At 66.4% G+C, this 8,990-nt stretch carries 7 protein-coding genes; 1 reads left to right on the top strand and 6 read right to left on the bottom strand.

The features are described 5' to 3' along the window. Positions 1 to 117 precede the first annotated feature (117 nt). The 4 genes from BKM74_RS07460 to BKM74_RS07445 form a co-directional block, all read right to left on the bottom strand. Complete coding sequence (locus BKM74_RS07460; protein ID WP_245825854.1) at positions 118 to 1,389, bottom strand: ABC transporter permease; 1,272 nt, start codon at positions 1,387 to 1,389, stop codon at positions 118 to 120. Between the two features lie 5 nt (positions 1,390 to 1,394). After that, positions 1,395 to 2,321 (bottom strand): ABC transporter permease, encoded by a 927-nt coding sequence (locus BKM74_RS07455; RefSeq protein ID WP_086465051.1) that lies wholly within the window; start codon positions 2,319 to 2,321, stop codon positions 1,395 to 1,397. Next, positions 2,318 to 3,424, bottom strand: a complete 1,107-nt coding sequence (locus tag BKM74_RS07450; RefSeq protein ID WP_086465050.1) for an ABC transporter ATP-binding protein — start codon at positions 3,422 to 3,424, stop codon at positions 2,318 to 2,320. Before BKM74_RS07450 ends, BKM74_RS07455 begins: the two co-directional genes overlap by 4 nt. A 101-nt stretch (positions 3,425 to 3,525) precedes the next feature. Next, positions 3,526 to 4,665: an extracellular solute-binding protein gene (locus tag BKM74_RS07445; protein ID WP_086465049.1), complete on the bottom strand. Its 1,140-nt coding sequence runs from the start codon at positions 4,663 to 4,665 to the stop codon at positions 3,526 to 3,528. Between the two features lie 208 nt (positions 4,666 to 4,873). Between BKM74_RS07445 and BKM74_RS07440 the strand changes: the two genes are divergently transcribed. Continuing rightward, on the top strand, positions 4,874 to 6,358 hold the full coding sequence (locus tag BKM74_RS07440; protein WP_086465048.1) for an aminotransferase-like domain-containing protein: 1,485 nt from the start codon (positions 4,874 to 4,876) through the stop codon (positions 6,356 to 6,358). Here BKM74_RS07440 and BKM74_RS07435 read toward each other — a convergent pair. After that, positions 6,355 to 7,671, bottom strand: a complete 1,317-nt coding sequence (locus tag BKM74_RS07435; RefSeq protein ID WP_217895448.1) for an aminotransferase class III-fold pyridoxal phosphate-dependent enzyme — start codon at positions 7,669 to 7,671, stop codon at positions 6,355 to 6,357. The genes BKM74_RS07440 and BKM74_RS07435 overlap by 4 nt on opposite strands. 106 nt (positions 7,672 to 7,777) lie before the next feature. Beyond that, a complete protein-coding gene (locus BKM74_RS07430) occupies positions 7,778 to 8,968 on the bottom strand; it encodes an MFS transporter (RefSeq protein ID WP_086465047.1) in 1,191 nt (396 codons plus the stop codon). Between the last annotated feature and the right edge of the window lie 22 nt (positions 8,969 to 8,990).

Genomic DNA, 8,990 nt, shown 5'->3' with positions numbered 1-8,990 from the left:
ATCACAGCCGATTCCAGCCCCGCAAGCCGGAATCGCCAACCGACTCTGTCGACTCACAAACTCCCCGGACGGACACTAAGCAGGGTCGCTAGTTTTCAGTGCAGATGGCGGTGGGGTCTAAGGCCGTGCGCCAGGCCGCAGGGCATCGCCGCCAAACGCGCCACCGAAGGGCGACGGGTTGCCGGGGGCCGCGCCGCCGTCATTTTCCTTTGGGGCCGGGGCCGGGGCCGGGGCCGGGGCCGGTGCGGGTGCAGGCGAATCGCCCGGCCGCAGCCCGCCACCGAAGGCGCCGCCAAAGGGCGAGGGATTGCCCGATGCCGCCCCTGGTGCCGCCCCGCCGCCGGCAGGGGCCTGCAGCGCAGGCGGGGTGGCCCGGCGCTGTTCCTGTCGCAATTGCTCCTGCAGGGCGCGCTTGTCAGCCTCGATCTGCGCGATGCAGGCCGTCGAATCGTGCCGGCTGCCCTGCCAGATGAGGCCGGCTGCCAGCAGCACCAGCACGGCCCCCACGCCCGCCGGATGGGTCAGCACCCGCGCCACCGGATTGGCGTAGAGCCGCGATGCCCGGGGCCGGCCGGTGCGCAGCAGCTCCTGCCGGCGGACATGCGCCTCATGCACCATCGCGCCGATCAGGGTCAGGCCGATGATGATGACCGCCAGCGCCGACAGCGAAGGGTCGGTGCCGTGCCGCACCTTGGAGGCCAGCGCCGTGGTGAAGGTATTGTCCGACAGGATGGTGAAGACGGTGGTGTTGTAATTCTCGAAGGAGGCCAGCAGGGTGAGGAACGCAGCCGAGGCTATAGCCGGCTTCAGGAAGGGCAGCATGATCCGGCGGAAGGCCTGGCCCGGCGTGGCGCCGAGGTCGAGGGCGGCCTCGGTCAGTGTCGGGTCGAAGCGTTGCAGCCGCGCCATGAAGATAAGCATGGCATAGGCCGAGATGAAGGTCGCCTGGCCCAGCAACGTCAGGAAGATGCCGTTATAGAAGCCGCTGCCATAGCCGACGCCCAGCCCGCGCGCGACGCCGCCCCAGAACACGATGGTGGAGATGCCCAGCACCACGCCCGGAATCAGGATCGGCGTGATCAGCACGGCATAGAGCGCCGAGCGCAGGCGCGGGCCGATCTCGCTGAGCGCCAGCGCGCCGGCCAGACCGACCGGGACGGCCAGCGCCACCACGCCGATGCCGATGCCGATGCTGGTGACCAGCCCCGCCATCAGCCGCTGGTTGTCGATGAGGACGCCGAACCAGTCGGTGGTGAAGCACTCCCAGGGCGTAACCCTGGGAAAGGCGGAGGAGTTGAAGGCGGTGATCACCATGATGATCAGCGGCCCGAACAGGAAGGCGAAGAACAGCAGGGAGAACCCCGCCGCGAACGCGCCGTCGCCGGTCATCCGCCTCATCGTCCGATCGCCCCGATGGAGACCTTGAAGACGCGCATCGTCATCAGCACGAAACTGAGGCAGACCATCAGCAGGATGGTGGCGTAGGCGGCCCCGCGCGGCCAGTCGCCGGCCTCGTTGAACCATTGATAGATCAATTGGGTGAACCACAGGTTGGACGGGCCGCCCAGGATCTGCGGCGCGGCCAGCGCGCCTGCGGTCAGCATGAACACCATGGTCGCGCCCGACGCGATGCCGGGCTTGGCCACCGGCAGCACGACGCGCCAGTGCACCCGCCACCAGCTGGCGCCCATGTCGCGGGCCGCCTCGATCTGGTTGCGGTCCAGCGCCTCGACGGCGTTGTAGATCGGGAACACCATCAACAGGATGTAGGCGTAGGTCAGCCCGGCATAGAGCGCGACGTCGGCGCGGATGAAGTCCAGCGGCGCATCCCACAGCCCCATCCCCATGCCGACGCTGTTGATGAGGCCGGTTGAGCCGAACAGCACGCGGAAGGCGAAGGCGCGCAGGATCTCGTTCACCCAGAACGGCACGATCAGGCCGATGACCATCAGCCGCACCGCTACCCCCCTGGCCGAGTGGGCGAGGATGAAGGCGATGGGGTAGCACAGCGCAATGTCGATCAGCGTCACGAACAGGGCGGCGAGGACGGTTCTGAACAGCACGCCGATATCCAGGCTGTTCAGGCCCGCATCGCGCCCAAACAGGAAATAGCGGTAATTCTCCAGCGTATAGACGTCGTTCGGGCCGCCGATCTCCGGCGGTGGCAGATTGTGCCGGAAGGAGAAATCCAGCATCGACAGCTGCGGCAGCACGATCAGCACGAGCACCCACAGGAAGATCGCGATGCCGACGAAGATCGCGACGCCCAGACCGTGCCGGCCGGCCAGACCGGCGAAGGCCGTGCGCAGCGCCTGGATCATGCCGCGGCTCCCGGCATCTCTTCCTCCGGCAGGGCGATGGCGAAATCCGCATCGAACGTCACATCAATGGCGTCATCGGCGCGGCGCCCGGTGGCGGTGGAACCGTCATTCACCAGGCTGACGCGCAGGTCGCTGCCGCCCGCCCGCAGGAACAGATGGCGGATGCTGCCCTCGAACTCCTCCTTTACGTGCCGGGCGCGGATCAGGTTGCCGCTTTCGCTTGCAGAGTTGGCCAGCCGCAGCCTTTCCGGCCGGATGAACAGGACGCATCGGTCGCCCGGCCTGTAGGTCCGTCCGCCGCCGGCGCGGCCCGACAACCGGCCAAGCGGGGTGTCGAGATGGGCGATCTGCCCGTCCTGGCCGACCACAATGCCGGCGATCTGGTTGGTCTCCCCGACGAAGGAGGCGACGAAGGCGGTCTTCGGCCGCTCATAGACCGACTCCGGGTCGCCGACCTGTTCGACCACCCCCTGTTTCATGACGGCGACGCGGTCCGACATGGTCAGCGCCTCGCCCTGATCGTGGGTGATGTAGATGAAGGTAAGGCCGACCCGCTGCTGGATCGCCCGCAGTTCGGTGCGCATATGCTGGCGCAGCTTCAGATCGAGCGCCGACAGCGGCTCGTCCAGCAGCAATATGTCCGGCTCGACCGCCAGCGCCCGGGCGATGGCGACGCGCTGGCGCTGGCCGCCGGACAGCTCATGCACCTTCTTGTCGCCGGTGCCGGTAAGGGCGATCAGCTCCAGCAGCTCGTCGGCGCGCTTGCGTCGTTCCTTGCGGCCGATGCCGCGCACCTCCAGCGGGAAGGCGATGTTCTCGGCCACGCTCATCAGCGGGAACAGGGCCAGATTCTGGAAGATCAGCGCGGTGGGGCGCTTGTTCGGCCCGACATTCTGCATGTCCTTGCCGCCGATCAGCACGCGGCCTTCGCTGGGATCGACAAAGCCGGAAATGCAGCGCAGCAGCGTGGTCTTGCCGCAGCCGGACGGCCCGAGAAAGGAGAAGAACTCCCCGCCCTTGATCGTCAGATAGGCATTGTCCACCGCCGTATAGGTGCCGAATCGGATGCTGACGTGGTCGAGCAGGATATCCTTACTGGTCATTGAACGCCTTTATCCGGTGCCAAGGGGGGTAGTGATTGGCAATGATAGGAGGCGATGCGGCAAACCGGCCGCATCGCCGCATATCGTTAGCGGTCGGATAATCAGGCGCTCATGAACTTGTTCACGAACTCCGTGCGGGCCGTGGCGTACCAGGGCATTTCGGCGGGCCAGGGGTTCAGCTTCGCCAGCGCCTCGCCGGGATAGGCATCGGCGAAATTCTTGGCATAGATTTCGCCGCCGAACTTGTCGGCGCCGAGGACCGGCGAATTATAGCCATGGCTCTTGATCGCCTCGCCGGCCAGCTTGGCGTCGTAGGCGGCCTCGATGAAGGCGTAGATCTGGTCGATGTTCTTGGCGCCGATGGGCATGGCAAGACCGTCCACCCAGGCCATGGCGCCCTCGACAGGCGCCCGGTACATCACCGGTTCGCCGGCGGTCTTCAGCGCGATGGGCGGGCCATCCCAGGTCTGGCCGACGATAACGCCTTCGTTCAGCAGGCCGTTTTTCTGGGTGTCGGCATCGTTCCACAGCAGCTTGATGTTCTTCTTCTTGGCGATGGCGGTTTCGGTCAGCTTGGTCCAGACCTCCTTCATCTTGACCTCGTCCTTATAGGCCGCCCACATCGAGCCCGGCGCCATCTCGCCGCGCCGCTCCAGCCCGAGGCCGAGGCCCAGCATCATCGAATGGGCGCGGCCCATGGTCTTGCCGGCATTGGCCTCGTCCCAGACATCGTAATAGCTGGGGAATTCGCCGGCCGGCTTGAAGGCGTCGGTACGCCAGGCCACACCCTCGGTGCCCCAGATATGCGGCAGCCAATGCGTGCCCTTGCCGCCGAAATTCCAGTGCGCCTCGCCCAGCGCCATCGCCGGGTTCACCTTGTCCAGCGGCACCCGCTTCATGTCGAAGGGCTGCAGCAGGTTCAACTCGGCCCACAGCGGATTGCGGTTCACCGTCGGGGTGACGATGTCGAAGCCCTGGCCGCTGGTCGCGCGCAGCTTGTTGATGATCTCGTCGTTGGAGCCGATACCGGTGAAGTTGATCTTGATGCCGGTCTTGTCGGTAAACCCCTTCACGAAGCTTTCCGGCAGGTAATCCGACCACATCATGATGTTGATCTCGCCCGACGAGGCGAGAACGCCGCGGCTGACGATGGCCGGCATGGCAAGGCCGGCACCGGCCAGCGCTGTGGATTTCAGGAAGGTTCGCCGTCCCAGACTGGTCTTGAAGCTGAAATTCCGCATGTCCCATTCTCCTGTTCTGTCCGGCTGGCCATGATAGGCCGCCGGTTTATTGCCCCTGCTTTCCCGCAAGGTGCTGTCTGTCGCGTGCGTGTCTGTTCTTGTGGTTTTGTTTCCGCACTGCAAAAATCTTATTGCTCCGCAGCATTGCGGCTTAGAGCCACGGGTTGAAAACTATGGGGCCAGGGACTGACAACCGCGCCTGCGGCGCATGCTAGAGCGCTTCTTTGCAGCGCCCCTCGACCCCGCCAAGCGTCTGCAGCAGCAGATTCAGGAGCGGCTGGTGGAGGCGATTTTGGCCGGCGCCCTGCCGTTTCACGAGCCGCTGCCGGCGACGCGCGTGATGGCGCAGCGCATCAAGGTCTCGCGCAACACGGTGACGCTGGTCTATGAGCGGCTGGCCGAGGACGGCTATCTGAAATCCGTCAACCGCCGTGGCTATTTCATCGATGAGCGCTATGTCCGCGAACAGCTGAACATCAAGGTGGATGACCGGGCGCGGAACCTGATCCCGGCGGCGGCGGCATCGATCGATTTCCGGCACCGGCTGCGGCGCTCCTTCTCCGGCCAGCAGAACATCGTGAAGCCGGCCAACTGGAACGACTTCCCCTATCCCTTCATCTATGGCCAGACCGCGCCGGACAGGACCTCCCTCAGCCGCTGGCGCGACTGCGTGCGGATCGCCGGCACCACGCTGCATTCAAGGGACTGGATGGCGGACCACATCGATGCCGACGATGCCATGCTGGTCGAGCAGATCATCCGCCGGGTCCTGCCGCAGCGCGGCTTCCGCACGGAGCCGGAGAATCTGCTGATCACCGTCGGCGCGCAGAACGCGCTCTATCTGGTTGCGGTGCTGCTGTGCGGGCCGGGCACCCGGGTGGATATGGAGGATCCGGGCTATGTCGATGCCCGCAACATCTTCCTATCGCACGGGGCGGTGCTGCACGGCCATGCAGTGGACGGCAATGGCATCTGCGTGACTGAGGCGCTGGCGGGCGCCGGCCTGGTCTATGTCACGCCGGGGCATCAGTCGCCGACCAGCGTCACCATGACGATGGACCGGCGGATGTCGCTGCTCTCAGCGGCGGAGCGCCATGATTTCCTGATATTGGAGGATGATTACGAGCATGAGCTGAATTTCGTCGGCCCGCAGCGCCCGGCGCTGAAGAGCTTCGACCAGAATGGCCGGGTGATCCATGTCGGCAGCCTGTCGAAACCGCTGTTTCCGGGCCTGCGCCTCGGTTTCATCGTCGCTGAACAGCCGCTGATCGCGGAATTGCGGGCGCTGCGCCGGCTGATGTACCGGCACACCTCCACGCTGGACCAGCGGGCCATGGCGATCTTCCTGGCGGAGGGTCATTTTGACGCCCATATCCGCCGCCAGCGCGCCAGCCTGTCGAAGAAATGGCAGATTGTGATGAGCGCCACCGCCCGGCTGCTGCCGGAGTGCGACGTGACGATGACGACCGGCGGCTCGGCGATCTGGCTGACCCTGCCCAAAGGCATGTCAGCCGCGGACGTGGCTGAGCGCGCCGCCAAGGCCGGGTTGCTGGTGGAGCCGGGCGACGTCCATTACCTGCGCCCGGACCCGCCGCGCAACCGCCTCAGGCTCGGCTTCGCCGCGATCCCGCTGGAAGCTATCGAGCCGGGCCTGAAGCTGCTGGCCGAAATCGTGCGGGAACTGCGTCCTTAAAGGTCGCTGCGGCCCAGCACCCGGCGCAGGCTGTCGATCATCTGGTCGAGGTCGGATTCCTCGGAGACCAGCGCCGGCGCGAAGATCAGCGCATCGCCGGTCGCCTTCACATGCAGCCCGTCCTTGAACAGCAGGCGCTGCACGATGGAGCCTTTTTCGCCCGGCGCCTTGCCCGGTGTCAGCTGGATGCCGGCCATCATGCCATGGCCGCGCAGATCATAGACCTGCGGCAGGTTGCGCAGGCCGAATACACCGTCGAGGAAAGTGCCGGACATCGCCTTGCCGCGCTCGAACAGCTTCTCGTCGCGGTAGATGTCGAGCGAGGCGAGCGCCGCCGCACAGGCCACCGGATGCGCGGAATAGGTATAGCCATGCATCAGTTCCGGCCGGTCCGCCGTGACCGAGGCGATGACGGCCTGCTGGATTTCCGTCTTCACCGCCACGGCGCTCATCGGGATGGTGCCGTTGGTAAGCGCCTTCGCCATGGTGATGACGTCCGGGGTGACGCCGAATTCCTGCGAGGCGAAGGCCGCCCCGGTGCGCCCGAAGCCGGTGATGACCTCGTCGAACACCAGCAGGATGCCGTATTTATCGGCGATCTGGCGCAGACGCTGCAGATAGCCCTGCGGCGGCACGATGGTGCCGATGGAGCCGGCAATCGGCTCGACGAAGACAGCGGCGATGGTCTCGCCGCCATAGGTCTTGCACAGATCCTCCAGATCGTCCGCCAGATGCGCGCCGTCCTCCGGCTGGCCCCTTGTGAAGCGCTGCTCCTCGTTCCAGGTGTGGCGCATATGCACGACATCGCAGGTGACGCCGGAGAAGTCGCGGCGGTTGCCGACCATGCCAGCCAGCGAGGTGCCGCCCAGATTGACGCCATGATAGCCCCAGGCGCGCGAGACGAAGCGGGTGCGCTGTGCCTCGCCGCGCGCCCGGTGATAGGCGAGGCAGATCTTCATCGCGCTGTCGACCGCCTCGGAGCCGGAGGAGCCGAAGAACAGCCGGTCGATGCCGTCCGGCAGGATTTCCGCGAGGCGGCGCGCCAGCTCGAAGGAGATCGGCGCGGCGCGCTGGAAATGCGGCGTGTAATCCAGCTCCATCAGCTGCTTGTGCACCGCATCGGCAATCTCCGGCCGGCCATGCCCGGCGGCGGAGCAGAACAGGCCGGAAGACCCGTCGAGGATTTCCTGCTCCTCCGGCGTCCAGTAGCGCACGCCCTTCGCCCGCGCGAAGATCTGCGGCTCCTGGTGGAACAGCCGGTTGTTGGTGAAGGGCAGCCAGTGATTATCCATGGTGGTGGGCATGTGGGTCATGAGCCGGTCCTCGGAAAGTATGACGCTTTCCTGACAGCTACTCCCACGCGCGCGCCATCCCTAGAGCCACGGCGGATATTCGTGTGGGCCAGGGGCGGGCGGGACCCTATTCGTAGGCGCGCTGGCGCTGCCGGTGGGTCAGCAGCACGAGGAGGGCCGCCGTCAGGATGAAGCCCGCCAGGGTGCGGAACACGGTGCCGTAGGTGAACAGCTCCAGCAGCCCGCCGGTGGCGACCGGCCCGATGACCTTGCCGAGATTCTTCATGGTGCCGTACACGCCGAGGCCGAGGCCGGTATGGCTGGCCGACACCGCATTGCCGACCAGCGCCACGGTCGAGGGAAAGATCAGCCCCTGGGCGATGCCGCTCAGCACCGCGACGGCCACCAGCTCCGCCCCGGTCGTGGTCGCCGGCAGCAGCAGCAGGGCGGCACCCATCACCACCATGCCGCCGGATATCGCCGGCAGGTAGCCGCTGCGGTCGCCCAGCCGCCCGCCGACCGGCCGGGTCAGCATGTGCGCGGCCTCCTGCACGGTGAAGAACAGGCCGGCGGCCAGCACGCTGAATCCCGCCTCCTGCACCGCGAAGATCGGCAGGAAGGCCTTCAGCCCGTAGGTCACGCAATAGACCGTCACCTCAAGGCTGCTGGCGAACCACAGCTCGATGCGGCTGGCGGTATGGCCGAAACCGCTGGCGAACTGCCGCCACAGGCTGGGGCGCTGGCCGCGCTGCGCCTGCAGCGGGGTGGTGCCATGCTTCATGAAGGCGATGGGCACGAAGGCAAGGCAGCTCAGCAGGCCGATGATGGTGAAGACCTGTTCCGGCGGCAGGATGGTCAGCAGCCAGCCGGTGATCGCCGGGGCGAAGAAATAGCCGCCGGAGCGCGCCATCTCGAACCAGCCCAGCCGGGTGGCCCGCTCCTCCCGCCCCATCTCGATGATGTAGGCCAGCGTGACCGGCCCGAAGATGGCGGTCGCAGTGCCGTGGAACAGGCGCAGCAGGAACAGTTCGTCCGGCGTCGTCACAAGCTGGTAGAGGAAGGGCGTGCCGGCGAACAGCGCCACCGCCAGCCACAGCCACAGCCGGCGGCCCCAGCGGTCGGACAGCGCGCCGATCAGCGGCTTCAGCAGCATGCCGGTCACCGTTGAGACCGCCACGATGCTGCCGATCAGCATCTGCCCGGCGCCGATGGCCGCTGCGAACAGCGGCAGCACCGGCGTCTTGCCCATCTGATAGGCGGTGCGCAGGATGAAGTCGGCACCGAACAGATGCCAGAAGCTCGCCGGCTGTTTCAGCATCGACCGCCTGTTTTTCCCTGGC

It is taken from the genome of Oceanibaculum nanhaiense, assembly GCF_002148795.1.
GTDB classification, from domain to species: Bacteria; Pseudomonadota; Alphaproteobacteria; order Oceanibaculales; family Oceanibaculaceae; genus Oceanibaculum; species Oceanibaculum nanhaiense.
Note: the sequence above shows the minus strand (reverse complement) of the source record. Positions and strands in the feature narration are given on the sequence as shown.

Bases quoted from the DNA above. Each gene is read 5' to 3' on its own strand.
- BKM74_RS07460 (WP_245825854.1), bottom strand. From the start codon at position 1,389: ATGACCGGCGACGGCGCGTTCGCGGCGGGGTTCTCCCTGCTGTTCTTC.
- BKM74_RS07455 (WP_086465051.1), bottom strand. From the start codon at position 2,321: ATGATCCAGGCGCTGCGCACGGCCTTCGCCGGTCTGGCCGGCCGGCAC.
- BKM74_RS07450 (WP_086465050.1), bottom strand. From the start codon at position 3,424: ATGACCAGTAAGGATATCCTGCTCGACCACGTCAGCATCCGATTCGGC.
- BKM74_RS07445 (WP_086465049.1), bottom strand. From the start codon at position 4,665: ATGCGGAATTTCAGCTTCAAGACCAGTCTGGGACGGCGAACCTTCCTG.
- BKM74_RS07440 (WP_086465048.1), top strand. From the start codon at position 4,874: ATGCTAGAGCGCTTCTTTGCAGCGCCCCTCGACCCCGCCAAGCGTCTG.
- BKM74_RS07435 (WP_217895448.1), bottom strand. From the start codon at position 7,671: ATGACCCACATGCCCACCACCATGGATAATCACTGGCTGCCCTTCACC.
- BKM74_RS07430 (WP_086465047.1), bottom strand. From the start codon at position 8,968: ATGCTGAAACAGCCGGCGAGCTTCTGGCATCTGTTCGGTGCCGACTTC.